Source organism: Limnobaculum zhutongyuii, assembly GCF_004295645.1.
GTDB classification, from domain to species: Bacteria; Pseudomonadota; Gammaproteobacteria; order Enterobacterales; family Enterobacteriaceae; genus Limnobaculum; species Limnobaculum zhutongyuii.
In genome coordinates this window covers 1,996,688-2,021,845 of record NZ_CP034752.1, presented here as the reverse complement: position 1 = coordinate 2,021,845, position 25,158 = coordinate 1,996,688, and the positions used below count along the sequence as shown (strand labels likewise).

Sequence of the window (25,158 nt, the reverse complement as noted above, 5' to 3'; positions counted from 1 at the left end):
GGAATTCGAGTAGTGCTCCAAGTCGTTAGAACCATTGCGCTGTTTTATAATAATTTACCCCGGCCTCACAAGTTTACCTTTGGGGCCCTTCTGTTTCTCACCTGGAGTATGTTGGTTTGGCAGGCGGCAGTATATAAACCGATAACGGAATCGCCGCTTCCATTACCTACAACTACCGCAACCGATGGCAGCATTTCAACCGATGCTGATGATGCTGAACCTATGGATCAGCCAACACCTGACGATGAAATTCCGAAGGATGAGTTGGATGAAACAACCGGCGATGCATCAACACCGAACGAGTATGTCGTTTCTAACGGTGATACTCTGGGTAGTATTCTGACTCAGTTTGGTATGGATGCGTCTGACATCTATTTACTGGCAAATAAGAACAGTGCGTTAGCTAATCTGAAAATTGGTCAGCAATTGAACTGGGTGCTGGATGATGAGGGTACTCTGCAATCGTTGACCTGGGTAGTTTCTCGTCGGGAAACACGTGTTTATGACCGCGCTGAGAACGGTTTTAAAGAAACGATTAATACCTTAAAAGGTGAGTGGAAGAACGCAGTCGTAACCGGAAAAATGGATGGTAGCTTTCTGGTCAGTGCCAGAGCCGCAGGTTTAACTAACTCAGAAATTCGAGCTGTCACCAAAGCGCTTCAATGGCAACTGGATTTCCGTAAGTTACGCAATGGCGATCGTTTCTCGGTATTGCTTTCCAGAGAAGTGCTGGATGGTAAAAATGAGCAGAGCCAGTTGATTGGCGTAAGAATGCAAAGTTCCGGTAAAGATTATTATGCTATTCGTTCCGGCGACGGTAAATTCTACGATCGTGAAGGTTCTGGTTTAGCAAAAGGTTTCCTGCGTTACCCAACGCCAAAGCAATATAAAGTGACATCATCGTTTAACCCACGTCGTTTGCATCCAATTACCGGTCGTGTAGCACCGCATAAAGGGGTCGACTTCTCTATGCCGATTGGTTCTCCAGTTCTGGCGGTTGGTGATGGTGAAGTGGTGGTTGCTAAATTCAGTGGTGCGGCAGGTAACTATGTGGCAATTCGCCATGGTCGCCAGTACAGCACTCGCTATATGCACCTGAATAAGATTTTGGTGAAGCCGGGGCAGAAAGTTAAACGAGGCGATCGCATTGCATTATCCGGCAATACCGGTCGCTCCACCGGGCCTCATCTGCATTATGAACTGTGGGTTAACGAGCTGGCAGTGAACCCATTAACCGCAACGCTTCCACGTTCCGACTCGCTGATTGGTAAGGATCGTTCAGAATACCTTGCCCAGGTTAAAGAAGTAGTTCCACAACTTCATCTCTGAGAATAAAATAGAACGCTGCTAATAATTTGGCAGCGTTTTATTTTTCAAACACTGTTTAATTATTTCTATTCATCAGGTGAGCAGACTATTATCAACTGCAGGATTGTTCATCTATCTAATGAGTTTTGGCATGCAAAAACAACAGCGTTCAAATATTGAGTTTATTCCTCTATTTAAGAAGTCCTTTTTTCTGCCTAAATATTGGGGAGTCTGGCTGGGGGTTGGCGTCATGCTCTTACTGGCTTATGTGCCAGTAAAAATCAGAAATCCGATGTTGGGTTCACTGGCTAAATTCGCCGGGCGATTTGTCGGCAGTGCCCGACGTCGTGCCCGTATCAATTTATATTATTGTTTTCCTGAGTTAAGCGAACAGCAGCGGGAAGCCATCATTGAACAGATGTTTGTCACCGCCGTTCACTCCACCATGCTAATGGTAGAGCAGAGCGTACGTAGCCCTGAATATCTGATGAAGCGAGTGCGTTGGCACGGTGATGAGCAGCTCGATGCTATTCGAGCTTCCGGACGTAATGTGATTTTTATGGTGCCGCATGGTTGGAGCGTAGATATTCCGGCAATGATGATGGCGGCGCGTGGTCAGCCAATGGCGGCCATGTTCCATAATCAGAAAAATGAGCTGGTCGACTGGATGTGGAATACCGTACGTCGCCGTTTTGGCGGTCGCATGCATGCGCGTCAGGATGGTATTAAACCGTTTATCAGTTCAGTGCGTCAGGGATACTGGGGATATTATCTGCCGGATCAGGACCACGGTGCTGAGCACAGCGAATTTGTTGATTTTTTTGCTACTTATAAAGCAACGTTGCCTGCCGTTGGTCGGTTAATGAAAGTATGCCATGCGGCGATTGTACCGTTATTCCCGGTTTATCGTTCTGATGAAGGTATTTTAGATATCTATATTAATCCGGAAATGAGTGATATTGCCGACGCAGACCAACACACCATTGCCCGCAGAATGAATGAAGAAGTTGAGAAACTGGTTCGCCCGAATCCTGAGCAATATGTTTGGGTGCTTAAATTTCTGAAAACCAGAAAAGAGGGTGATACGGAACCTTATAAACGTCATGACCTGTGGCCAAAGGATAAGTAATTTTATTCTCTAATAAAAAAGGGCCCAAATGGGCCCTTTTTAGCGATGAAAACACAATCACTCAATTCGTAGAATACGGCAGGTGTTAGTACTGCCAACCAGCGCCATTACATCACCCTGAGTAATAATAACCAGGTCGCCGGACATCAGAAAACCGCGATCGCGCAGCTGATTAGTTGCAGCCATGGCCGCAGCCAGACCATCACAGTCACCGGTGAACATAACCGGCGTTACGCCACGATAAAGGGCGCACAGGTTCAGCGTTTGTTCATGACGGGACATAGCGAAAATCGGCAAGCCGGAACTGATACGGGACATCATCAAAGCAGTACGGCCAGATTCAGTCATGGCGATAATGGCGCTAATGCCTTTCAGGTGGTTAGCGGCATACATGGTTGACAGCGCAATGGTGTCTTCAACGTTATCAAATTCGACATCCATACGGTGCTTGGAGATATTCAGACGAGGCATTTTTTCTGCCCCAACGCAAACACGCGCCATTGCTGCGACGGTTTCTGCCGGATACTGACCGGCAGCGGTTTCAGCAGAAAGCATCACCGCATCGGTACCATCCAGCACGGCGTTGGCAACGTCCATGACTTCAGCACGGGTTGGCATAGGATTGGTAATCATTGACTCCATCATCTGGGTCGCCGTGATAACCGTACGGTTTAGCTGACGGGCACGTAAGATCAGTTTTTTCTGTACCGCCACCAGCTCGGGATCGCCAATTTCAACCCCCAGATCGCCGCGGGCTACCATGATAGAGTCAGATGCCAGAATGATATCGTCAATGGCTGCATCGGTTGCAACCGCTTCTGCACGTTCAACCTTAGCGACAATTTTAGCGTTACAGCCCGCATCGCGCGCCAGACGACGAGCATAGTTCAAATCTTCACCGGTACGAGGGAAAGAGACGGCTAAATAGTCAACGTTGATTTTTGCCGCAGTAATGATGTCAGCTTTATCTTTCTCGGTTAACGCATCGGCAGAGAGGCCACCACCCAGTTTGTTAATCCCTTTATTGTTAGATAACGGGCCACCCACGGTGACTTCGGTAAACACTTTCATTCCCTGAACTTCAAGCACTTTCAGCTGTACGCGACCATCATCCAGTAACAGAATATCACCAGGAACCACATCCGCAGGCAGGCCTTTATAGTCGATACCTACTTTTTCTTTATCGCCATCGCCAACGGAAAGGTTGGCATCCAGCAGGAATTTATCGCCAACATTAAGGAATACTTTGCCTTCTTTAAAGGTTGATACACGAATTTTAGGCCCCTGCAAATCGCCCAAAATAGCGACATGTTTACCTAATTTTGCTGAGATTTCGCGGACTTTGTTAGCGCGGAGCTGGTGATCTTCGGGGGTTCCGTGGGAGAAGTTTAAGCGGACTACGTTAGCACCTGCGGCAATGATTTTTTCTAAGTTATTGTCACGGTCAGTTGCAGGGCCTAACGTGGTAACAATTTTGGTTCTTCTAAGCCTTCTGGACATGTATCACTCCATTCAACATGATAAGTTTTGACCTAATCAGTATGTTTTTAAAGCGTTAGTACTAATAAAAGCCAGGCTGGTTAAATTTGCCTGACTCTAAAAATTTCAGTTGTCTTAATTTCTGAGGGGTTTTATACCACTATCCAGCTAGCTTCTCAAATAAGAGCTGTCACGTTTCATATCACAGTAAGCTAATCGTTTGCTTAATATCAAATTATCAGATTCAGGGAATTAGTCGTTTCTCATTTGATTAAAATAGTGGATGAAATAAAGATTAACGATCTTTATCAAAGCGAGACTGCTTCAGCGCATCTTTAACGCGTTTCAGATTATCCCTGGCAAGACTACTGCGGAGGGTAAATCCTGTTGCCAGCACATCAATGATGGTTAATTGAGCCAGACGGGAAACCATCGGCATATAAATGTCGGTATCTTCAGGGACATCAAGCAAAATGGAGAGGGTGGCAGCGTTTGCCAGCGGCGTGCCCTGAGAGGTAATGGCAATGACGGTTGCACCGTTTTGGCTGGCAATATCCGCCAGCTCGACCAGACTCTTGGTTCTGCCGCTGTGGGATATTAACACCACCACATCACCCTGATTGGAGTTCATACAGCTCATTCGCTGCATGACAATGTCATCAAAATAGATTACCGGAACGTTGAATCTGAAAAATTTATTCATGGCATCGTGCGCCACAACAGAGGAGGCACCATAGCCAAAAAATGATATTTTTTTCGCTTGTGTCAGTAAGTTAACTGCCCGATTAATGGCTATAATGTCAAGACTGCTCTTCGCCATATTCAGGCTGGCAACGGCAGATTCAAAAATTTTATAGGTAAAAGCATCGGTGGTGTCGTTTTCATCTACATTGCGATTTACATAAGGCGTTCCATTAGCCAGACTTTGCGCCAGTGCCAGCTTAAAATCGGGGAAACCTTTGGTATTCAATCGGCGGCAAAAACGGTTAACGGTTGGCTCGCTAACGTTGGCGATTTTAGCTAAGGTAGCAATGCTGGAGTGAATGGCAGTTTGTGGCGCAGCTAAAATGGCATCAGCAACTTTTTGCTCTGATTTGCTTAATGAATCTCGAAATTGGTGAATTCTTTCCAGCATATTTATATCCCGCTGCATTTGCCTATTACATTCAAAGGAGAAATCAATCTCTGATTTGTGGAAATATACTACTTGATATCAGATCGTGCAGTAATAAAGCATCATTTTGTAATTTTTTTTCAGAAAATTTGACTCACATCTGATTTTAACGTTTTAACAGCACGGAAAGAGTAAGAAGATAGCCAAATATTTTTTATATTTAATGGGTTACCTCTTAGTCTCACAAGGGTTTACTACAGGTTTTTACTTTTTTATCCGCCTATTTACGTTAGTCAGATAAAGAGGTACATTACTTATGTAATAAAATTACAATATTTTTTAAGTCGTATACCTACATTTTTACGGCTTAATTGAGGAGATAGTTATGGTAGATGATTCGATAGCTCAAGCCTGTGATTTAGTCATTTTTGGTGCCAAAGGTGATCTGGCTCGCCGCAAGCTATTACCGTCACTTTATCAACTGGAAAAAGCCTGTCACATTCATCCTGATACTCGTATTTTAGGTGTTGGACGCGCCGAGTGGGATAAGGCTGCCTATACTGACGTTATCGAAAAAGCGCTGACCACCTTTATGAAAGAGGAGATCGATCCAGAGGTTTGGAAACGATTAAGCGCCCGTTTAGACTTCTGCAATCTGGATGTTAATGATATCCCGGGATATAACCAACTGGGGCAGATGCTCGATCAAACCAGCAGAGTCACCATTAACTATTTTGCGATGCCACCCAATACATTTGGTGCAATTTGCCGTGGTTTAGGCGAAGCAGGATTAAATAAATTCCCCAGCCGCGTTGTAATGGAAAAACCGCTGGGTACCGATTTAAAATCTTCTCAAGAAATTAACAATCAAGTTGCTGAGTATTTTGATGAATCTCAGGTTTACCGAATCGACCATTATTTAGGTAAAGAGACAGTTCTGAACCTGTTAGCGCTGCGTTTTGCTAACTCGCTGTTTTCTGCCAAGTGGGATAATACCGCCATTGACCACGTCCAGATTACTGTCTCCGAAGAGGTCGGTATTGAAGGGCGTTGGGGCTATTTTGATAAAGCAGGTCAGATGCGTGACATGGTGCAGAATCACCTGTTACAAATTCTGACCATGATTGCGATGTCTCCTCCGGTGGATTTAAGTGCCGACCGTATTCGTGATGAAAAAGTTAAAGTGTTACGTTCGTTACGTCGTATCGATCACACCAATATTCGCGAAGCAACCGTCAGAGGCCAATATACTGCCGGGTTTGTTCAGGGACAAAAAGTGCCGGGCTATCTGGATGAAGAAGGTGCCAACAAGCGCAGCAACACCGAAACCTTCGTCTCTCTGCGGGTGGATATTGATAACTGGCGTTGGGCTGGCGTACCGTTCTATTTAAGAACCGGTAAACGTTTGCCGTCCAAGTGTTCAGAAGTGGTTATCTACTTCAAGAATCTGCCAATCAATCTGTTCAGAGATTCTTACCAAACATTACCACCAAATACCTTAACCATTCGTCTTCAGCCTGATGAAGGGGTTGATGTACAGATCCTGAATAAAGTACCGGGTCTGGACCATAAACACCGCCTGCAAACTACTAAGCTGGATCTGAGCTTCTCAGATACTTTCCACGAACAACATGTGGCCGATGCCTATGAACGCCTCTTGTTGGAAACCATGCGCGGTATTCAGGCTCTGTTTGTTCGCCGCGATGAAGTAGAAGAAGCATGGAAATGGGTTGATTCCATTATGGAAGCCTGGGCTGCGGATAATGAACCACCAAAACCGTATCAGGCTGGTACCTGGGGACCCGTAGCATCGGTTGCTATGATTACCCGTGATGGCCGCTCATGGAGCGAATTTGAATAAATAAGACAAAACGATGCCATCTCGTCAGGTTAGAATGAGATGGCTATAACGATTGTTAATGAAGGTAACTACCATGGCAAACTTAACTAACTTCCCATCAACGGATGATTTAAATCGCCGCTTAGCGCAACAGGTGGTCTCTGAGTTGCAAAAAGGAATTGATACTAAGGGAAAAGCGAGTCTTGTAGTCTCCGGCGGTAAAACCCCGTTAGGTTTATTTAAATTGCTCAGTCAGCAGCCATTGGCCTGGGAAAAGGTCACCATTACTTTGGCTGATGAACGTTGGGTGGACAGTAATGATGATTCCAGCAATGAAAAGTTGGTACGTGAAAATTTATTGCAGGAACATGCAGCTACGGCGCATTTTGTCTCATTAAAAAATGAGAGTCTCACACCATTTGAAGGCGCGTCAGGGATTGAAAAATCCTTGAAAGAGATAGCTAAGCCTTTTGATGTTGTGATTTTGGGTATGGGTGATGATGGGCATACGGCGTCATTGTTTCCCGGCGCTGAGAATTTATTTCCAGCTCTGGATATGAAGTCTAAACAGCTGTGTATGGGCATGACACCATTAACAGCACCGTTAGACCGATTAACGTTGACGTTACCTGCGCTACTGAACAGTCGCCATATCTTCCTGCATCTGGTGGGGGAGAATAAGCGAGCCGTTTACCATCAGGCACAGGAAGGTGATGACGTTAATGAAATGCCTGTCCGTGCGGTAATACACCAAACCCAGACGCCGGTAGATGTGTTCTGGTCAGCATAACGATTTAAATAATCCTGCGTGTGGCGAGTCAGTTGCACGTTTATGTTAACGGCTGCGACGAGCCTGACTGGATCAGGTATTTGATTAGCCACATGGAGATCCCTTGAGATGAAAAACTGGAAAGTAAGTGCTGAAAGTATCCTGTCAGATGGACCGGTCGTTCCTGTTATTGTTATTAAGGAACTGAAAGATGCCGTTCCTCTGGCTAAAGCATTAGTTGCCGGAGGTGTTCGCGTACTGGAAGTCACCCTGCGTACTCCTTGTGCAATGGATGCGATCCGCGCTATTGCCAAAGAAGTCCCTGAGGCCATTATTGGTGCAGGTACCGTGCTGAACCCTCAGCAACTGGCTGAGGTTGCTGCTGCTGGCGGTCAATTCGCTATCAGCCCGGGTTTGACCGAACCTTTGCTGCAGGCGGCTGTTGAAGGCAATATGCCTTTGATTCCGGGAATCAGTAGCGTTTCTGAACTGATGCTGGGTATGGATTACGGTTTACGTGAGTTCAAATTCTTCCCGGCGGAAGCTAACGGTGGCGTAAAAGCGCTTCAGGCAATTTGTAGTGCGATCTCTTCGGTTCGTTTCTGTCCTACCGGTGGTATTACCCTGAACAACTGCCGTGACTATCTGGCGCTGCCTAGTGTGCTGTGCGTGGGTGGTTCATGGTTGGTTCCGGCAGATGCCATTGCGAAGGGTGACTTTAACCGCATTACTGAATTGGCTCGTGAAGCCGTGGCACACGCTAAAGGTTAATTCTCTCTGCTGTTTGGTTACAGATAAATCCCGTTGGCTTAATTACCGACGGGATTTTTTTATAACCGTGTTTTAATTATATTAAGTGCATATTAATGCAGAGGGGGCTATTCTTGCACTGCTATAATTCATTTAATGCAATGACTAAAGGTGGTTAAATTTATAAATATATTATCTTTTGTGTGTTTACTTTCGTTATTTCCCTGTGGTAAAAATAGATCTGTAAATAAACTATTCTGGAGGGGTAAGGGCAAATCGTGGTTTTATCACACGACTGACAACCAAATTTCATGATGAACATTCAACGTTCTGTGCTACAAACATCAACTTTTGTCTTCTTTATTTCAGCTATTTTGGCCAGTGAGCTTAACTGGAGCTCTGCACTTTAGCGTCTTCTCCCAGCCTGTTTGGCATATCAATACATTAATTCTGATGTTGCTAATCTATTTTTGCGATGAATAATATTTGCTGTTGGTAAATATTATTTTTGGCATCAAAATATTTAGCGGTCAGGATTATTAAATAAAAATAATCTGGAGAAGAAAAATGATTTATTGGCTGCTGTTATTAATGGCTATTATTACTGAAGTTATTGGCACTTTATCGATGAAATATGCCAGCGAAACCGGAAGTATTTATGGGCATATTATTATGTATATGATGATTACCATCTCTTATCTTTTATTATCTCTTTCCATTAAACGTGTTGCATTAGGGGTGGCCTATGCTTTGTGGGAGGGCGTTGGGGTTTTATTGATCACCACATTCAGCGTGCTGCTATTTGGGGAGGAGATATCAGTCGTTAAGGTAGTTGGTTTGGCGGTACTACTGCTGGGTATCGTATTGATTAAATCAGGTACGCAAAAACCAAAGAACCCAACAGGGAAATCGCAACCCAAAATAATGGAGAAACATCATGCAACAGCTTGAGTTTTACCATATCGCATTTTTGGGACTGGCGATCGTACTGGAAATTATTGCCAATATATTTCTAAAACTCTCAAACGGCTTTAAGCGTTTTTGGTTGGGGATACTCTCACTTATTTGCGTTTTGGGCGCATTTAGTTCACTGGCTCAGGCGGTAAAGGGAATGGATTTATCTATCGCCTATGCGTTATGGGGCGGTTTTGGTATTGCAGCAACGATTGCAGCCGGTTGGATTCTGTTTGGACAGAAGCTAAACGCCAGAGGCTGGGTAGGATTGACGTTACTACTGCTTGGAATGGTTATTCTTAAGTTAGCGGTTTGATGCTGAAATTAAGAATAGTCTTCATTTACTGCGGTGTTTAAACAAATCAGAACAGATCGATGACAAAGTGATAGTTCAGCTTTGTACCTTAAGATAGTCAATCGTTGGGAGGGACGGGTGTTGGGATCGACTTGGCGCAAGCGCTGTTCCGAAGGGCAAAACACCGAAGATGTTTTGTAACGGCCCCTAACCCGGCCAGGCCCAACGCACTCCGTAGTTGAGTACAAATGGTTTTCCGGTCGAGCACTAAGCCAATATAAACACTTTAGACTTTACGACCGGAATATTCATTGATGCTGATTTCTCTGGTTTGTCAGTACCACGGACTTAGCTGTAACAAACCTCAGAACGCTGTTTGCTCTGCCAAAATCCTTAACCTAACAAGCCGCCACAATCTTAATTTCCACTTTATATTGTGGTTTCATCAGTGCTGCTTCTACGGTACAACGCACTGGGGCATTACCATCCGGAACCCAGGCATCCCATGCCGCATTCATTGATGCAAAATCAACCCGATCGGCCAAAAAGATAGTGACATCCAGAATGCGTTCTTTACTGGAACCCAACTGACTGAGCATGATATCGATATCTGCCAGTACGTTAGCCGTTTGAGCGGTTACGTCCGCATCCAGATTGTCAGGTACGCTGGTATAGTAAATCGTATCGTTATAAATCACAGCGTCAGACCAGCGTTTGGCAGGGTTAATTCGTTTAATTGTCATGGTGTATTGCTCCTGAATTTATCATGGTGATTTCATATTAATAGCTTAAGGTTAAGATAACCACTCTTGTGGATCAATTCCCCTGTAGGATCAAGCATAAAGCTATAGCGAAAAAATACGGATGAGATGAGCGGTTGCAGGGAAAATCCAGCTACTGAATACCAGCCAATTTTTTGTTATATGAGCAAACAGGGTGGTGGTGACAGGTCAGGACAGGCATAATAAGCAACTTCTTTACCGCATCTGCTCAATGCTGGCGGTCAGACTCATTCAAGCTTAACCCAACGGATACTCATACTTGGCAGATGATTTCGCACCCAAAGGTGCATTAGCTCAGGCAATTAAAGGTTTTAAGCCGCGTGAACCGCAGCGTGTAATGGCCAAAGCTATCACTCAGGCAATCAAGAAAAAACAGGAACTGGTGGTGGAAGCAGGTACCGGCACGGGGAAAACCTATGCTTATCTGGTACCCGCGATACGTTCTAAACGTAAGGTTATTATCTCAACCGGCTCAAAAGCCTTGCAAGACCAACTGTTTGCTCGCGATCTGCCAACGGTGGCTACTGCACTGGAATTCACCGGCAAGCTGGCGCTGTTGAAAGGGCGCTCTAATTACCTGTGCCTTGAGCGCATGGAACAGCAATCAATGACCGGGGGAGAGTTAACGAATTCAACCCTTAATGACTTGGTAAATTTACGTCGTTGGTCGTCCAGTACTATGGATGGCGACGTCAGTACCTGTACTCAGGTGGCTGAAGATAGTTATATCTGGCCTTTAGTGACCAGTACTAATGACAATTGTCTGGGTAGCGACTGCCCTTATTATAAAGAGTGTTTTGTCGTCAAAGCACGTCGCCGGGCGATGGATGCGGATCTGGTGGTGGTTAACCATCACCTGTTTTTAGCCGACATTGTGGTAAAAGAGACCGGTTTTGCTGAGCTGATCCCGAATGCTGATGTCATGATCTTTGATGAAGCCCATCAGTTACCGGATATTGCCAGCCAGTATTTTGGTCAACAGGTTACCAGCCGTCAGCTATTGGATTTAGCGAAAGATATTATTATCGCTTACCGCACCGAAGTACGGGATATGGCTCAGTTGCAAAAGAGCGCTGACCGTTTAACGCAAAGTACTCAGGATTTTCGACTGGCGCTGGGAGAACCAGGCTTCAGAGGCAACCTGCGGGATGTTTTGGAACAACCGGCTATTCAACGAGCGCTGCTATTAGTCGATGATGCGCTGACCCTGTGCTATGACGTCATAAAAATGGCACTGGGTCGTTCTGCCTTGCTGGATGCCGCTTTTGAAAGAGCGACTCAGTATCGTGTGCGTCTGGATCGTCTGAAAGATGTCACTATTCCCGGCTACAGTTATTGGTACGAATGCGGTGCCCGCCATTTTGTGTTGGCCCTGACACCGCTTTCGGTATCGGATAAATTCCGTGATTTAATGGATGAAAAAAAGGGCAGTTGGATTTTCACCTCAGCCACTCTTTCCGTGAATGATTCTCTGGATCACTTCAGTCAACGTTTAGGATTGGAAAAGGCCGAAAGCCTCATTCTTGCCAGTCCGTTTGATTATGAAACCCAGGCATTGTTGTGTGTGCCGCGTTTTCTGCCATCGCCAAATCAGTACGGTGGGGCGAAACAACTGGCGACAATGCTGCAACCACTTATTGAAGCCAACGATGGCCGCTGTTTCTTTTTATGCACCTCACATCAAATGATGCGTGATTTAACGGAAGCCTTCCGTGAGAGCATGACCTTACCGGTACTGATGCAGGGAGAAACCAGTAAAGGCAAGCTGCTTTCTCAGTTTGTTGATTCAGGTAATGCATTACTGGTGGCAACCAACAGCTTTTGGGAAGGGGTGGATGTGCGCGGCGATGCGCTGTCCTGTGTCATTATCGATAAACTACCGTTTACCTCACCAGATGATCCGCTGCTTAAAGCGCGCATTGAAGATTGCCGACTGCGCGGAGGTGATCCCTTTAATGACGTTCAGCTTCCGGATGCGGTGATAACCCTGAAGCAGGGGGTGGGACGTCTGATTCGCGATACTGACGATCGTGGCGTCATTGTCATCTGTGATAATCGATTAGTGATGCGCCCTTACGGAGCTATTTTTCTTAACAGTTTGCCACCGGCTCCCAGAACGCGTGATTTGAGCAAAGCCATTGAGTTTCTTCATCAGCGACCAAAGTCTGATGTTGAATAAAACTGCTTACCTAATGAATAACAACCATCATCAATATGATATGATTGGCGGATTATTTTTATCTGTAATCCCGCCTGAGGTTTTCTATGTCAACGCGAATTCTTGCGCTTGATGCAGCCACAGAAGCGTGCTCCGTTGCCATCTGGAATGACGGTAAAGTTCATGCTTTGTACGAACTGTGTCCTCGTGAACATACCCAACGCATTTTGCCTATGGTTCAGCAGATTTTAGCTGAAACAGGCTTAACTCTGGCCCAGATGGACGCGCTGGCTTTTGGCCGTGGTCCGGGTAGCTTTACCGGTGTTCGAATCGGTATTGGTATTGCTCAGGGGCTGGCTTTAGGGGCCGACTTACCTATGATTGGTGTTTCAACCCTGAATACCATGGCTCAGGGCGCTTATCGCATGACCGGCATGACGCAAGTTCTGACCGCTATCGATGCCAGAATGGGGGAGGTTTACTGGGGGCAGTATCAACGCTCTTTACAAGGCGAATGGAGCCTGGTGAACACGGAACAGGTTCTGTCACCACAGCAGGTCAAAGAACAGTTAAAATCCACTCGTGGTGAATGGGCTATTGCCGGTACCGGATGGGAAACTTATCCGGATATGGCTGATGACACCGATGTGATCATTCGTAACGGTAAAATGCCGTTACCGCAGGCGGAAGATATGCTGCCTTTGGCCGTTTCCTGCTGGAAAAAAGGTGAAACTCAGACGGTAGAATCTGCGGAGCCGGTCTATTTACGTAATGAAGTAACCTGGAAAAAACTACCGGGTCGGGAATAAACAAAAACGATCGTGTTTTCTCCCATATACTTTTGTCAGAGAATGTAATTTTTTGATATTACAGTGGTAATAGAATATTAGCCTATGGTAACCATAGGGTTATTAGCGGTTTAGTTCACTGTAATGAGTCTTGCTCTGTTTAAATAATAACAACGGCAGAACAAAGGCAAAATGTCAGATACAGGAGTATTGCATTGAATAAGGTTTGGTTATCCCGTTATCCCAAAGATGTTCCGGCAGAGATAGACCCTCAACGTTACTCATCACTGGCGGATATGTTTGAAAATGCGGTAAATCGCTTTGCCGATCAGCCTGCTTATATTAATCAGGGGAAGGTGATGACCTTCCGTCGATTAGAGAAGCGTAGTCGGGCTTTTGCTGCCTACCTGCAAAATTCACTGGGATTGAAAAAAGGTGATCGGGTAGCGGTAATGATGCCGAACCTGTTGCAATATCCTATCGTGCTGTTTGGTATTCTGCGTGCGGGTATGGTGGTGGTTAATGTGAACCCACTGTATACCCCGAGAGAGTTGGAACACCAGCTAAATGACTGTGGTGCAAAAGCGATTGTGATTGTGTCCAACTTTGCCCATACGCTGGAAAAAGTGGTTAAGCAGACGCAAATTGAGCATGTGATTCTCAGCGGCCTGGGCGATCAGCTCTCCGTTGGCAAACGCTCTCTGGTTAACTTTGTCGTTAAGTACATTAAAAAATTGGTGCCGAAATACAATTTGCCCGGCGCAATATCATTTCGCAGTGCTTTACATAAGGGGCGTAATCAGCAGTATATTAAACCGCGATTATCACCTGACGATCTGGCTTTGCTGCAATATACCGGTGGAACCACCGGTGTGGCCAAAGGCGCAATGCTCACTCACGGTAACCTGTTGGCGAATATGGAACAGGCCCGGGCCGCTTACATTCCACTGTTAATCGTGGGACAGGAACTGGTGGTAACGGCTCTGCCGCTTTATCACATTTTTGCTTTAACCGTAAACTGCCTGCTATTTCTTGAGGTGGGGGGATGCAACCTGCTCATTACTAATCCACGTGATTTAAAAGGCATGGTGAAAGAGCTTTCCCGTTATCCATTCTCCGCTCTGACCGGGGTGAATACGCTGTTTAATGCGCTCATCAATGATGAAGATTTCCGCGAGTTGGATTTCAGTCACCTGCGTATTACCGTTGGTGGCGGTATGTCGGTTCAGCGTAGCGTCGCAGATCGTTGGGAGCAATTAACAGGAACTCATTTGCTGGAAGGTTATGGTCTGACTGAGTGTTCGCCATTAGTTGCCGGTAATCCTTATGATTTGCAGCAATACAGTGGCAGTATCGGTTTACCGGTAGCCTCTACGGAAATTCGCCTGGTTGACGATCAGGGGGTTGATGTACCAGAAGGACAAGCGGGTGAGCTTTGGGTTAAAGGGCCACAGGTAATGAAAGGCTACTGGAATCGCCCTGAAGCCACCAACGAAGTGTTAAAAGACGGGTGGCTGGCAACCGGTGATATTGTCGTGATGGACGAACAGGGATTTATGAAAATCGTCGATCGTAAAAAAGATATGATTTTGGTTTCCGGATTTAACGTTTATCCTAATGAAATTGAAGAAGTGGTAGCCAGCCACGCTAAAGTACTGGAAGTGGCTGCCATTGGCGTACCCAATGAGGTTTCCGGCGAAACTGTGAAAATTTATGTGGTTAAAAGAGATCCGAGTTTAACTAAGGATGAACTTTTAGCCCATTGCCGCAGTGGATTAACTGGTTATAAAATTCCGAGAATTGTTGAATTTCGTGATGAATTGCCTAAGTCTAACGTGGGTAAGATCCTACGTAAGGATCTGCGCGACGAAGCCATTAAACAGCAAGCGGGTAATCAGCAGTAACCCGCTTGTGATGAAACATAAATAACGCCGGAAATCCGGCGTTATTTATGCCAGAAACTAACAAACAAGAGATTATGTTTTGGATTATCAACTGATAACAACTGATGTCGAATTACAGCAGGTTTGCGAACGTGCCAGTCAGGTTTCACGCATAGCGTTGGATACTGAATTTGTTCGAACCCGTACTTATTACCCTCAGTTAGGGTTGATTCAACTTTATGATGGTAAACAGGTCGTTTTAATCGATCCGCTGAATATTCAGCAGTGGGAACCGTTTCGTGCACTATTGATTAATCCAAAGGTCATTAAGTTTCTTCATGCCTGTAGTGAAGATCTGGAAGTCTTTCTCCATGAGTTTGGCGTATTGCCGGATCCTATGATCGATACCCAAATACTGGCAGCATTCAATCAACGTTCGCTGTCGACCGGGTTTGCAACGTTGGTTGCGGAGTATCTGGATATTGAACTGGATAAAAGTGAATCCCGAACCGATTGGCTGGCGCGTCCACTGACTGAAAGGCAGTGTATTTATGCCGCAGCGGACGTTTTCTACCTGTTACCTATTGCCGATGTCATTCTGCAAGAAACCGAGCAGCTAAAATGGCTGGATGCCGCTAAAAATGAGTGCATCATGATGAGTAAGCGCCGCTGTGAGTTGCTGGCCCCTGAAGATGCCTATATTGATATTAATAACGCCTGGCAGTTAAATCGTCGTCAGTTGGGCTGTTTAAAGCTGTTAGCCGCCTGGCGTTTAAATTATGCGCGTGAGCGAGATATGGCGGTTAACTTTGTGGTCAGGGAAGAGAATCTGTGGCAAGTAGCCAGGCATCAACCTTCATCAATGGGGGAGCTGGAGCCATTAGGGTTAAGCGGGCCGGAAATTCGTTACCACGGTAGAACCATGCTGCGTTTAGTGGCTGAAGGGCTGCAATTGGCGGAAGAAACGCTACCGGAAAAAATATCGCGTATCGTGGATCACGCTGGCTATAAGAAAGTGTTTAAAGATATTAAAACCCTGATCCAGACCATTTCTGGCGAAAGTGGATTGAATGTTGAGCTGCTGGCATCACGTCGTCAGATAAACCAGCTGCTGAAGTTTTTCTGGCAGAAAGATGGCAATGAACAGCCCGAGTTATTGCAAGGCTGGCGAGGAGCGTTAATGCGTGAGCGTTTAACCGAATTGCTTGAGCAGGAAGCCAGAGTTTTTATGTAGAATTTATTTGCCCGGATTAAAACAGAAAACCGCCGTTTAAGGCGGTTTTTCTCATGTTATAACGCTAATTCGGCAAGCTTAACGCTTTACGTCATCATGTTCCGGTAGCGTTACGTTAAGCTCCAGCACGGAAATATCATCACCTTTTTGTTCCAACTGAACGGTGACCATTTCCGGATCAATCTGCACATACTTGCAGATAACCTCAAGCAGGTCACGCTTCAACTGAGGTAAGTAGTGCGGCTCACTATCGCCGCGACGACGTTCCGCAACGATAATTTGCAGCCGCTCTTTAGCGATATTGGCGGTTGGCTTTTTACGGGACAGGAAAAAATCTAACAATGCCATGGCTTATGCCCCTCCAAACAGTCGCTTTAACAGACCTTTCTTCTCTTCAGTCAGGAAACGGAATGGTATTTCTGCACCCAACAAACGTTCAACGGTATCTGCATAAGCTAAACCTGCATCGGATTCGGTATCCAGAATAACCGGCTCACCCTGGTTAGAAGCACGCAGAACTGACGGACTCTCAGGAATAACGCCTAATAGAGGAATACGCAGAATTTCCAGCACGTCTTCAACGCTTAACATATCTCCACGGTTAACGCGGCCTGGGTTATAGCGGGTAACCAGTAAATGTTCTTTAATCGGCTCTTCGCCATTTTCAGCACGGCGAGATTTTGATGCCAGAATACCGAGAATACGGTCGGAGTCGCGTACGGATGAAACTTCCGGGTTAGTGGTGATAATGGCTTCATCTGCGAAATACAGCGCCATCAGGGCTCCGCTTTCGATACCGGCCGGAGAGTCACATACGATAAAATCGAACTCCATTTCACCCAAGTCTGCCAGAACCTTTTCCACGCCTTCTTTAGTTAATGCATCTTTATCGCGAGTTTGAGACGCAGGCAGAATATAAAGGTTTTCTGTTCGTTTATCTTTTATCAGAGCCTGATTAAGCGAGGCATCACCCTGAATGACGTTAACAAAGTCATATACCACGCGGCGTTCGCATCCCATGATTAAGTCGAGATTACGCAGCCCGATATCGAAATCGATAACGACAGTTTTATTTCCTTTTTGTGCTAAACCAGTAGCAATGGCAGCGCTGGAGGTGGTTTTACCAACGCCCCCCTTACCGGAAGTAACAACAATAATTCGTGCCATAAGGTGTTCCTTGTAAATAAGGCTTAATTTAATGATTCAATAGTTAAAATGTTATCTTGCAAAAACAGTCTTGCGCCGCGCTCATAGAATGTAGATGGAATTCTGTCACTTAGCCAATATTCACCGGCAACGGAGACTAATTCGGCAGCAAGTTGGGTACAAAAAACCTGACTGGTCACGTCGCCACTGGCCCCCGCCAGAGCACGACCGCGCATCATACCGTAGACATGAATATTGCCATCGGCAATCAACTCAGCACCTGAACTAACCGAACTAATAACTACAAGGTCGCAACCGCGAGCATAAATTTGCTGTCCGGTACGAACGGGAGTACTGATGATTCGGGTTTTCGGTGGAGGAGGAGGTGGTGCGGCAGCTTTGGTTACTTTTCCTGCTTTGCCTTCTGTCAGCAGCGGTAAACCGGCAGATTGGATAGAGCGTTTTTGTTCATCATTATGAAAGCCACTTACACCAACAACGCGTAAGCCAGCATCCATCACTGCTTTTTGCACCTGTAGCCAATCAGCATCAGGTGTAAGTGCAGCAACGTTCAAAACCACCGGTGCATTCTGCAAAAAAGCGGGGGCTTGCTTCACTTTTTCAGTTAAAGCTTCCCGAATGATATTAGGTTCTGAATGATTCAAATGAACAACAGACAGAGTAAAACTACTGCCTTTCAATTCAACTGGCGATTGTGACATCTATCCTACTCAGTTTTGGCTCCCGCTATTATAGCCAGAGCACTGTTTTAATGTTCAATATTGTAAAATGCACGAACGTATAACAGCATGTTATAGTTAGCGGCATATCTAGGCAAGTCAATGACTCAATTAATTAGAGCGAAAGAACAATGTTGTGTGCAATTTACCGTAGCAATAAACGCGATCAGACCTATCTTTATATTGAACAGCGAGATGATTTCTCCAAAATCCCTGAAGCATTAATGAATAGTTTCGGTAAACCTGTGTTTGTTATGACACTGGAACTGGAACAGCGAGAGAAATTGGCCTCGGCAGATATTGCCAGAGTAAAACAAGATTTGACGGAACAGGGATTCTATTTACAGGTTCCACCTCCGGTAGAAAGCTTGCTAAAAACGCCTGATGATTTTGACGATTAATCCACGGTTAAATTTAACAAAAATGATCTGATATTGTTTTTCGTTTTCATAGCGTTGTAATAATAGATTTTGTTTATGCGGTTTGCGTCAAAATAATTTGGGATGATGATAGTGAAATTATCAATGATTGCCTGGTTGACAGGTGTGGCACTACTCGCCGGATGTAGCGGCAAAAACCTCCAGGCTCAACCCGCTATCAATAATGTTTCAGCCAATGCTCCCGTAGCGGGACAGAGTGTGACTTATAACGAATCACAGTTTCCTGCCTATGTGGACAAACTCAAGGTCAGAGCGTTGAGCGAAGGTATCAGTCAGCAAACCATCGATCAGGCGTTTGCTAATGTCTATTTTCTCAGTCGCGTTATTGATTCGGACAAAAACCAGTTAGAGAAAAAGATCACTCTTGATGATTATCTGCAGAGGGTGCTGCCAGACTGGAAAATAGAACGCGCACGTCAGATGTATCAGGCTAATAAGACCAAACTCAATAAAGCCAGTAAACGCTCTGGCGTACCGGCCAGCTATATCGTGGCACTATGGGGTATGGAGAGCACCTTTGGTAAGCGTCAGGGGAAAGAAGATATTATCTCTGCGCTGGCAACATTAGCTTTTGAAGGACGCCGCGAAGAGTTTTTTACCCGGCAATTGATAGCCGCGCTGCAAATTTTACAGCAGGGTCATATTCAGGCCGATCAGTTTAAAGGCTCATGGGCTGGGGCGATGGGGCAATGCCAGTTTATGCCGACCTCATTCCTTAAATATGGACTGGATGGTAACGGTGATGGGCGGATTGATATCTGGAATAACAAGGATGATGTATTTGCTTCAACGGCAAACTATCTGGCTACCGAAGGCTGGAATTCCAATGAAGGTTGGGGGCAAGAGGTCAAATTAACCAAAAACCTGACAGAGACAGTGATTGGACTGGAAGATGCTAAAGCGAAAAGTGTAGCCGAGTGGCAGAAGCAGGGCATTGTGCTTTCACATAAAGTTCCCGCAAATCAGCGAGCCTGGATTATCCAGCCAGATGATGCACAGGGGAGAACATTTATGGTATTTAACAATTTCCGAACCATTATGCACTGGAACCGATCTACCTACTTTGCGATCAGTATCGGTACTTTGGCAGATAAAGTTGTACAAAACTAAGCGCTTAATCTAAGTTTTTGTTACCGATGTAATGATACTATCGGATGATAACAATCGGACTACAGCGAACGGCCCGGCATAATGTCGGGTTGAGAACAATAATAAATCACTACATCGATAAAATCAGACAAAGGTTATGAAGGAGTAGCAATCATATGTATCAACATCGGGATTGGCAGGGTGACCTGTTAGAGTTACCTGTGAGCAAAGTAGTTTGCGTTGGCAAAAATTATTCAGACCATATCAAAGAGATGGGGGATAACACGCCTCAACAGCCGCTACTGTTCATTAAGCCTGAAACGGCGTTATGCGATATTACTCAGCCAATAGCAATTCCGGATGGATTCGGTTCTGTCCATTATGAAGTAGAGCTGGCGGTACTCATTGGTTTGCCGTTGAAGAATGCTGATGAAGGGCGGGTTGCTAACGCTATTGTAGGATACGGCATTGCTATTGATTTAACTCTGCGTGATTTGCAGGCAGAGTGCAAAAAAGCGGGCGAACCTTGGGAAAAGGCCAAAGCATTTGATAATTCTTGTCCTATTTCTGGTTTTATTCCGGTAGGGCAGTTTGGCGATGCTCAACAGGCTTCACTGTCACTGTCGATTAATGGTCAGGTACGCCAGAACGGGAATACGCGCGAGATGATAACCCCCATTCTGCCGCTGATTTCCTATATGAGCCGCTTCTTTACGCTGCGCCCCGGCGATATCGTATTAACCGGTACTCCTTCAGGGGTTGGCCCGATTGAACATGGTGATAACTTTATCGTTGCGCTTAATGGTAAAGAAATTAGCAGCCGCGTGTTATAATCTTTCTATATCGTCTAAAACAGACGCCTGTAGCTAACCGTTACAGGCGTTTATTTTTAGATTAATCCCTTATTTATTAATGCCGGAATACCATCATGAGCCAATCCTTTTTTTGGCAGCAAAAGACGCTGCCTGAGATGACCGATGACGAATGGGAGTCGTTGTGTGACGGATGTGGTCAGTGCTGTCTGAATAAACTGATTGACGAAGATACCGATGAAATCTATTTCACCAACGTCGCATGTAATCAGCTTAATATTAAGAGTTGCCAGTGCAGTAATTACGATCGCCGTTTTGAACTGGAAGAAGATTGCATCAAGCTCACTCGTGACAATTTACCCACGTTTGAATGGTTACCACCAACCTGCGCTTATCGTTTGATCGCTGAAGGTAAAGCTTTGCCGGAATGGCATCCGTTGTTAGCGGGTTCTAAATCAGCTATGCATGCCGCCAGAATTTCAGCGCGCCATATTGCAGTACCGGAGAGTGAAGTGATTGACTGGCAGGACCATATTTTGAACAAGCCCGACTGGGCCAGGTAGTTGATCAATTTTAAAATAAGCTGGATATATCATTTTTAGAAGGGATTCTTAAATTTTGATTAACCCTCTCTGGAGGGTTTTTTATTGGATTAATATTCCTGGCAATCTACCGTTTCTGATAGTTATTTTCTGTTTATAAAACTAAACACAATTGTATAGAATAGGTCGTTAAATTAACTAAAAAGGAGTTTAGTATGCGTCGAATTCTTGTTGCTTTAACCGTAATGGTATCAGCCAATGTATTAGCAGCAGGCTGTGAAACCCCTCGTAATGCCTTCGATCAGGTCTATTGTAGTAGTACTGTCTTTTCCCAGTTAGATCGTGATTTGAATCAACAGTATTCTCGTGTGGTGAAATTAGTCAGTGCAGAGCAGAAGGCTATTCTGAAAAAGAGTCAGCTAAATTGGATCAAGCAACGGGATAATAACTGTAGCGAAGAGAAAAGCAGCGGATACTTTGTCAATTTAACCTGTGCTAACAATATGATGAATGAACGTATCACCTTCCTTAAAGAACGTGAGCGTGAGTGTAGCAGCACCGGTTGTGTATCATCTAAACTTGCCGATTAAGCAGATAGTTATCTGAAACCTCGCAATGCAAGGTTTTTACGTAGCTATTGTGTGAAACGGGAACAATAAAAAAGCGCCAATGATGGCGCTTTTTTATTGTCGTTCTTCTGATTTAAATATCAGAGTGGGTTGTTGTAGAAAAAACGTCTCTTTGGTTTAACAAATTGAGCAATAATCACCAAAGCAACAATAACTAAATTAATCGCGAAAATAATCAGTAACCACTGTGGCATTTCTAATGAAAGGAATGACCACTGCTTTTCGCTGCAATCACCGTTCGCAACAAACAACGCAGGTAACCATTTATCCAGCGGTAGCCAGGTTGGAAAGTTAACAAAAATATCGCAAGTATATGCAGGAGAAGGGTAAAGCTGAATCATGGTGTGTTTCCACGTCAACAACAGGCCTTCGATGGTGCTGTATAGCCATACAATGATAGCCAGAAAACGTATCAGCGTAGAGGAAGGTGCCAACATACCAATCAGGGCTGCGCCTAAAATTCCAAACAGCGCACAACGCTCGTAAATACAGAGCACACAAGGTCTCAGTAACATCACGTGTTGGAAATAGAGGGCAATTAACTCAAGTACAATAACAATCAGAGCCAGAAGGAACCAGGCACCTCTTCCTTTAGAACAGCTATTTAAATAACATAACATGATTAATTCACTTTAATATGTATGAGCGATCGCCGATAGCGGTAGTTTAAACTAGTTTTATTTCTATGCCATCTTTCAAATGACATTATGGTTAAGATTTTCGTTGTAAGCCAAGGATTTTTCCCCGCACGGCAGATTTAGAATGAATAAGTAATTTTTTACACTGAAATTAGTCTGTTTTTGTAATCTAAACCACAGTTTACTCTATTAGATATTTTGAGATGCTATATCCAGCTGCGGGCTTCTGGTATGATGCGACAAATCGTTTTAATTTTTGTACCTTAATGGAATAGCACTTTTATGGTGATCAAAGCGCAGAGTCCGGCAGGATTTGCGGAAGAGTATTTAATTGAGAGCATTTGGAATAACCGGTTTCCCCCTGGTACCATTTTGCCCGCAGAGCGTGAACTCTCCGAACTTATTGGCGTAACTCGTACCACATTGCGTGAAGTATTGCAGCGTCTGGCCCGAGATGGCTGGCTGACAATTCAGCACGGCAAACCAACTAAAGTAAATAACTTCTGGGAAACTTCCAGCCTGAGCCTGCTGGAAACGCTGGTACGTTTAGATCACGATAGCGTTCCTCAGTTAATTGATAATCTTTTGGCTGTCAGAACTAATATCGCCGCTATCTTTATTCGGGCTGCGGTTCGTCAAAATCCGGAAAAGGCTCTGGAGGTCTTAACTCAGACCAATGACGTTGAAGAACGTCCGGAGTTATTCACCGAGCTGGATTATAATATTTTCCGTGGATTGGCTTTTGCCTCCGGAAATCCGATTTATGGCCTGATTCTTAACGGTATCAAAGGGCTGTATATCCGCGTTGGCCGTTACTATTTCTCCAATCCGGAAGCTCGCCAGTTGGCCTTGAATTTCTATCAGCGCCTTTCTGATTTATGCCGCGACAGACTACACGATCAGGTAATGGAATGTGTACGACAGTACGGTAAAGCCAGTGGCGTTATCTGGCATAAGATGCAAAGCAATATGCCAAAGGATCTGGCAGAAGCCAATTAATTGTGGTTTCAAAGATTTAATAAGGGGCGCAATAAGCGCCCCTTATTCTTGAACTCAAATTAACAAAGGGCAATTTGGGGGTAAGTGGCATCGAATCGCGGCGGGCACCACCTCAATTTGAAATTGATTGCCTTTTAATGGCTCACCATCAAGATTAAGGATCATCTCATGGCTGGAAGTAAGGGTTAAGCTATTCAGGGATTCCTCAATGATATGCTCACTGTTTTTACCGTTGATTAAACTGGTGAGCAGGGCGGGCAACGATTCATCTGCCATCAGAATAGCCAGTTGCAACTTCCCGTCGTTAATTTTGGCCTCAGGGCACAGTGGATGACCGCCTCCAGCCTGTTTTCCGTTACCGATGCCTATCACCAGCGCTTCCCCTGACCAATGAAAGTTATCTGCCTTAATGGTGCAATTATCGGGTTTTAGCGTGTTAGCTTGAGTAATACCGTGCAGCAGATAAGAAAAACCACCTAATGCCGCTTTAAGCTTATCCGGTGTTTCAGTGGTAATTTTGGTCCCAAAACCGCCGGTAGCCATATTAATAAAATAGTGTTGTTGATTTACCTTCACCATATCAATAGATACTGGTTTACTGTTCAGACCTAAGGTTAACGCCTGATAGGGTTGTTCCGGAATTTGGCAGGCGGTAGCAAAATCGTTGGCGGTTCCTAAAGGTAAAATTCCCAAAGCCGGTCTGGAATGGTTGCTCAACTGTACGATAGCTGCAGCAACCTCATTGATAGTTCCATCACCGCCTCCGGCAATAATTAATTCAGCGTGCTGCCGTTGAGCCTCTGCCACGTAACGACCGGCATCGCCGTACTCCCAGGTGACTCTGACGTCGAGTTGATATCCTTGTTCCCTGAGTTTTTTTATCGCATCCCGAACCTCAGGTGTATTGGCACCTTTACCGTTTAAGATAATAAAAGAGTTGGGTGATATAGCCATTACACCTCCTGAAAGTGAAAAAATGATAGAAGATAAAAACAGTATAACGATTCAATCACCAGTGATAATATTTTTACTAATTGTTTACATTAAAATAATTTGGTGCCTGATAAACACAAGGAAAAAACAATGATTGCGGTAATCTTTGAAGTGCAAATAAAACAGGGTCATAAACAAGCTTATCTGGATTTGGCAGCAGAGCTGAAGCCTTTACTGGTCGAAATGGACGGTTTTATTTCTATCGAGCGGTTTGAAAGTCTGTCTGAACCGGGCAAGATTTTGTCTCTTTCATTTTGGCGTGACGAAGAAGCCGTTCTGCAGTGGCGGCAATTAGAGCTGCATCGACAGGCACAGGCTAAAGGCAGGGCGACGATTTTTAATGATTATCGGCTGAAAATTGCCGGAATTATTCGGGATTATGGCATGACTGACAGAGAGCAGGCACCCGCGGATAGTCGCATTATGCATGGCTAATCCAGTAACAAGAGAGGGGGGAAATTTAGAAGGGCTATAAAAAAAGAAACCAGCCCAAGGGAGATTGGACTGGTAAGGAGGTGGTTTCTATTAAAGAGATAATAGGAACACAACTAGTTATTAATCTTTAGGACTGAGATAGTAGTCCTTTTATTTGCTAATAGATGTGATCTATTTCTAATAATTTGAATTAAAGCGTGTGATTTTTATCA

The 25,158-nt window shown here is 44.9% G+C and carries 26 protein-coding genes; 18 read left to right on the top strand and 8 right to left on the bottom strand.

What is annotated here, in order from left to right; all coding sequences use genetic code 11:
* Nucleotides 1-12: 12 nt before the first annotated feature.
* Together mepM and lpxM are read left to right on the top strand one after the other, a co-directional pair.
* Nucleotides 13-1,329 carry a murein DD-endopeptidase MepM gene (gene mepM / locus EKN56_RS08880; protein WP_130591448.1) on the top strand — a complete coding sequence of 439 codons (1,317 nt, stop codon included), beginning with the start codon at nt 13-15 and terminating at the stop codon, nt 1,327-1,329.
* A gap of 130 nt (nt 1,330-1,459) precedes the next feature.
* Nucleotides 1,460-2,437, top strand: a complete 978-nt coding sequence (gene lpxM / locus EKN56_RS08875) for a lauroyl-Kdo(2)-lipid IV(A) myristoyltransferase (RefSeq protein WP_130591447.1) — start codon at nt 1,460-1,462, stop codon at nt 2,435-2,437.
* 57 nt (nt 2,438-2,494) lie between these two features.
* Here lpxM and pyk read toward each other — a convergent pair whose 3' ends face one another.
* Together pyk and EKN56_RS08865 are read right to left on the bottom strand one after the other, a co-directional pair.
* Nucleotides 2,495-3,937, bottom strand: coding sequence for a pyruvate kinase (gene pyk, locus EKN56_RS08870; RefSeq protein WP_130591446.1), 1,443 nt, complete (start codon nt 3,935-3,937; stop codon nt 2,495-2,497).
* A gap of 274 nt (nt 3,938-4,211) precedes the next feature.
* Nucleotides 4,212-5,069 (bottom strand): MurR/RpiR family transcriptional regulator, encoded by an 858-nt coding sequence (locus tag EKN56_RS08865; protein WP_456085570.1) that lies wholly within the window; start codon nt 5,067-5,069, stop codon nt 4,212-4,214.
* A 346-nt stretch (nt 5,070-5,415) separates the two neighbouring features.
* Here EKN56_RS08865 and zwf point away from each other — a divergent pair, with 346 nt between their 5' ends.
* From zwf to mdtI, 5 genes are all read left to right on the top strand, one after another.
* Nucleotides 5,416-6,891 (top strand): glucose-6-phosphate dehydrogenase, encoded by a 1,476-nt coding sequence (gene zwf, locus EKN56_RS08860; RefSeq protein ID WP_130591444.1) that lies wholly within the window; start codon nt 5,416-5,418, stop codon nt 6,889-6,891.
* 73 nt (nt 6,892-6,964) lie between these two features.
* The gene (pgl, locus tag EKN56_RS08855; protein WP_130591443.1) at nt 6,965-7,660 is read left to right on the top strand and encodes a 6-phosphogluconolactonase; all 696 of its coding nucleotides are present in this window, start codon (nt 6,965-6,967) and stop codon (nt 7,658-7,660) included.
* 108 nt (nt 7,661-7,768) lie between these two features.
* Nucleotides 7,769-8,410 (top strand): bifunctional 4-hydroxy-2-oxoglutarate aldolase/2-dehydro-3-deoxy-phosphogluconate aldolase, encoded by a 642-nt coding sequence (locus EKN56_RS08850; RefSeq protein ID WP_130591442.1) that lies wholly within the window; start codon nt 7,769-7,771, stop codon nt 8,408-8,410.
* Between the two features lie 546 nt (nt 8,411-8,956).
* Nucleotides 8,957-9,340 (top strand): multidrug/spermidine efflux SMR transporter subunit MdtJ, encoded by a 384-nt coding sequence (gene mdtJ, locus EKN56_RS08845; protein WP_130591441.1) that lies wholly within the window; start codon nt 8,957-8,959, stop codon nt 9,338-9,340.
* On the top strand, nt 9,327-9,659 hold the full coding sequence (gene mdtI, locus EKN56_RS08840; protein ID WP_130591440.1) for a multidrug/spermidine efflux SMR transporter subunit MdtI: 333 nt from the start codon (nt 9,327-9,329) through the stop codon (nt 9,657-9,659). The genes mdtJ and mdtI overlap by 14 nt, the downstream gene beginning before the upstream one ends.
* A gap of 377 nt (nt 9,660-10,036) precedes the next feature.
* Here mdtI and EKN56_RS08835 read toward each other — a convergent pair whose 3' ends face one another.
* Nucleotides 10,037-10,381 carry a RidA family protein gene (locus EKN56_RS08835; protein WP_130591439.1) on the bottom strand — a complete coding sequence of 115 codons (345 nt, stop codon included), beginning with the start codon at nt 10,379-10,381 and terminating at the stop codon, nt 10,037-10,039.
* A 298-nt stretch (nt 10,382-10,679) separates the two neighbouring features.
* Here EKN56_RS08835 and EKN56_RS08830 point away from each other — a divergent pair, with 298 nt between their 5' ends.
* The 4 genes from EKN56_RS08830 (at nt 10,680) to rnd (ending at nt 16,483) form a co-directional block, all read left to right on the top strand.
* Nucleotides 10,680-12,599, top strand: coding sequence for an ATP-dependent DNA helicase (locus tag EKN56_RS08830; RefSeq protein ID WP_130591438.1), 1,920 nt, complete (start codon nt 10,680-10,682; stop codon nt 12,597-12,599).
* 86 nt (nt 12,600-12,685) lie between these two features.
* Entirely contained in the window at nt 12,686-13,387 is a 702-nt protein-coding gene (tsaB, locus tag EKN56_RS08825; protein ID WP_130591437.1) for a tRNA (adenosine(37)-N6)-threonylcarbamoyltransferase complex dimerization subunit type 1 TsaB, read from the top strand.
* Between the two features lie 194 nt (nt 13,388-13,581).
* Nucleotides 13,582-15,270 carry a long-chain-fatty-acid--CoA ligase FadD gene (gene fadD / locus EKN56_RS08820; RefSeq protein ID WP_130591436.1) on the top strand — a complete coding sequence of 563 codons (1,689 nt, stop codon included), beginning with the start codon at nt 13,582-13,584 and terminating at the stop codon, nt 15,268-15,270.
* A gap of 79 nt (nt 15,271-15,349) precedes the next feature.
* On the top strand, nt 15,350-16,483 hold the full coding sequence (rnd, locus tag EKN56_RS08815; protein ID WP_130591435.1) for a ribonuclease D: 1,134 nt from the start codon (nt 15,350-15,352) through the stop codon (nt 16,481-16,483).
* 78 nt (nt 16,484-16,561) lie between these two features.
* Here the strand turns inward: rnd and minE are convergent, their stop codons facing one another.
* Genes minE through minC form a run of 3 tightly spaced genes read right to left on the bottom strand, consistent with a single transcriptional unit; the run spans nt 16,562 to nt 18,351 of the window.
* The gene (minE, locus tag EKN56_RS08810; RefSeq protein WP_130591434.1) at nt 16,562-16,831 is read right to left on the bottom strand and encodes a cell division topological specificity factor MinE; all 270 of its coding nucleotides are present in this window, start codon (nt 16,829-16,831) and stop codon (nt 16,562-16,564) included.
* 3 nt (nt 16,832-16,834) lie between these two features.
* Nucleotides 16,835-17,650, bottom strand: a complete 816-nt coding sequence (gene minD / locus EKN56_RS08805) for a septum site-determining protein MinD (protein WP_130591433.1) — start codon at nt 17,648-17,650, stop codon at nt 16,835-16,837.
* Between the two features lie 23 nt (nt 17,651-17,673).
* Complete coding sequence (gene minC, locus EKN56_RS08800) at nt 17,674-18,351, bottom strand: septum site-determining protein MinC (RefSeq protein WP_130591432.1); 678 nt, start codon at nt 18,349-18,351, stop codon at nt 17,674-17,676.
* A gap of 149 nt (nt 18,352-18,500) precedes the next feature.
* Here minC and EKN56_RS08795 point away from each other — a divergent pair, with 149 nt between their 5' ends.
* The 5 genes from EKN56_RS08795 (at nt 18,501) to EKN56_RS08775 (ending at nt 21,842) form a co-directional block, all read left to right on the top strand.
* Nucleotides 18,501-18,770, top strand: a complete 270-nt coding sequence (locus tag EKN56_RS08795) for a YcgL domain-containing protein (protein WP_130591431.1) — start codon at nt 18,501-18,503, stop codon at nt 18,768-18,770.
* Nucleotides 18,771-18,881: 111 nt separating this feature from the next.
* Nucleotides 18,882-19,919, top strand: a complete 1,038-nt coding sequence (locus EKN56_RS08790; protein WP_246020014.1) for a lytic murein transglycosylase — start codon at nt 18,882-18,884, stop codon at nt 19,917-19,919.
* 155 nt (nt 19,920-20,074) lie between these two features.
* Nucleotides 20,075-20,731 (top strand): fumarylacetoacetate hydrolase family protein, encoded by a 657-nt coding sequence (locus EKN56_RS08785; RefSeq protein ID WP_130591429.1) that lies wholly within the window; start codon nt 20,075-20,077, stop codon nt 20,729-20,731.
* 95 nt (nt 20,732-20,826) lie between these two features.
* On the top strand, nt 20,827-21,273 hold the full coding sequence (locus EKN56_RS08780; RefSeq protein ID WP_130591428.1) for a YcgN family cysteine cluster protein: 447 nt from the start codon (nt 20,827-20,829) through the stop codon (nt 21,271-21,273).
* Between the two features lie 194 nt (nt 21,274-21,467).
* Entirely contained in the window at nt 21,468-21,842 is a 375-nt protein-coding gene (locus EKN56_RS08775) for a lysozyme inhibitor LprI family protein (protein ID WP_130591427.1), read from the top strand.
* Nucleotides 21,843-21,961: 119 nt separating this feature from the next.
* Here EKN56_RS08775 and dsbB read toward each other — a convergent pair whose 3' ends face one another.
* Nucleotides 21,962-22,501, bottom strand: coding sequence for a disulfide bond formation protein DsbB (gene dsbB, locus EKN56_RS08770; RefSeq protein ID WP_130591426.1), 540 nt, complete (start codon nt 22,499-22,501; stop codon nt 21,962-21,964).
* 300 nt (nt 22,502-22,801) lie between these two features.
* Here dsbB and fadR point away from each other — a divergent pair, with 300 nt between their 5' ends.
* A complete protein-coding gene (gene fadR, locus EKN56_RS08765) occupies nt 22,802-23,518 on the top strand; it encodes a fatty acid metabolism transcriptional regulator FadR (protein WP_130591425.1) in 717 nt (238 codons plus the stop codon).
* A gap of 54 nt (nt 23,519-23,572) precedes the next feature.
* Here fadR and yegS read toward each other — a convergent pair whose 3' ends face one another.
* Nucleotides 23,573-24,472, bottom strand: a complete 900-nt coding sequence (gene yegS, locus EKN56_RS08760; RefSeq protein ID WP_130591424.1) for a lipid kinase YegS — start codon at nt 24,470-24,472, stop codon at nt 23,573-23,575.
* Nucleotides 24,473-24,601: 129 nt separating this feature from the next.
* Here yegS and EKN56_RS08755 point away from each other — a divergent pair, with 129 nt between their 5' ends.
* Nucleotides 24,602-24,946 (top strand): antibiotic biosynthesis monooxygenase family protein, encoded by a 345-nt coding sequence (locus EKN56_RS08755; protein ID WP_130591423.1) that lies wholly within the window; start codon nt 24,602-24,604, stop codon nt 24,944-24,946.
* Nucleotides 24,947-25,158: the final 212 nt, after the last annotated feature.